Raw genomic sequence first — 1,187 nt, 5'->3', positions numbered from 1 at the left:
GTTCAACAAAAATCTGCCCAAGCAGCTTCACAGTCAACTTTCACACCAGAACAAGCAATTGACGAAGCAGAAGAAAAACTGCTAGTTGCGAAGAAAAAAGGCGTAGAATTCTTCTCTCCATTACATCTTAGGCAAGCAGAAGAGAGCATTGCATTAGCACGCGAGTACCTAACAGCCCCTCCCAGCGATATAAAAAATGCCTCTTTAATGTCCGCGATCGCTGCACAAAAATATATAGAAAACGCTTACGAGAATAAAAAGAAAGTTGAAGGAAATCTAAGGGAGTCCTTAAAAAATCTCGACATTCTAGAAAGTCTCAACGCCCCAGCTCTTGTACCCGACCAATATCAAGATGTCATGGAGTCGCTAAATGACATCATTCAAGAAATTGAACAGGGCAACGTTGCTGATGCTAAAAAGAGTGAAGTAGACCTTCTTGAAGACATGGCTGATACCGAAATATCGACACTAAAAGTAACACATCTTAATGAAGCTGTTTCGTTTTTCGAGCGTGCCTCGGACATCGACGCAGATGAGTACGCCGAATTGAGCTATGAAAAAGCAGAAGCTAAACTTGAAGCCTCAACAAGCTTTATTGAGAAGAATTATAGAGATAGAGAGGGGGTAAAAGCTGCAGGCATTGATGCTCTTTTGGCGACTAAAAAAGCTTACTTCGTTGCGATTGAAGCCGAACGCACGGTAAAAATGAAACCAGAAGAAGCTGAAAAGCACGTTCTTAAAGTAATGGAACTTCTCAATAACATTCACTTAGCTACATCAGGTCAAGACATTGAGCCTGAAAAACTATTTAACCAGTCAGAAGTTATAATCGATCTTATAAAAGAGCTGAAAAAGGCCCCTGTACAAAAACCTGAGCTTCCCGCTTCCCAGATCCAAACTTTCGCTGCGCCTCGATCCGAGCCGCTTGTGATTGAAACGCTCGAAGCACCTGCTCTGCCCGCCGGACATAAACCTCTGGAAGGCTTAGAAGTGGACAGCAGCGCTACCGATATCTCTTTACGTAAGGATGAAGACAGCTTTGATGCCATTGAAGTTGCTTCAGATAGCACGACTCTCGAAGAACAACAAAATAATGTTAATACCACTCCTGAAAGCACTCAAGCAGGTATTGATAATACGCAAGCAAACTTGAATAGTAATGAAGCCGTTGATGCCGTTGATGCCGT

1 protein-coding gene is annotated in these 1,187 nt (G+C 42.6%); it reads left to right on the top strand.

The window, feature by feature from the left end; all coding sequences use genetic code 11:
• Nucleotides 1–1,187 (top strand): hypothetical protein (locus A3763_RS28960; protein ID WP_197483014.1); only part of this gene is annotated, 1,187 nt, incomplete at both ends.

The organism is Oleiphilus sp. HI0128 (assembly GCF_001635365.1).
This window is presented reverse-complemented; position numbering and strand designations above follow the sequence as displayed.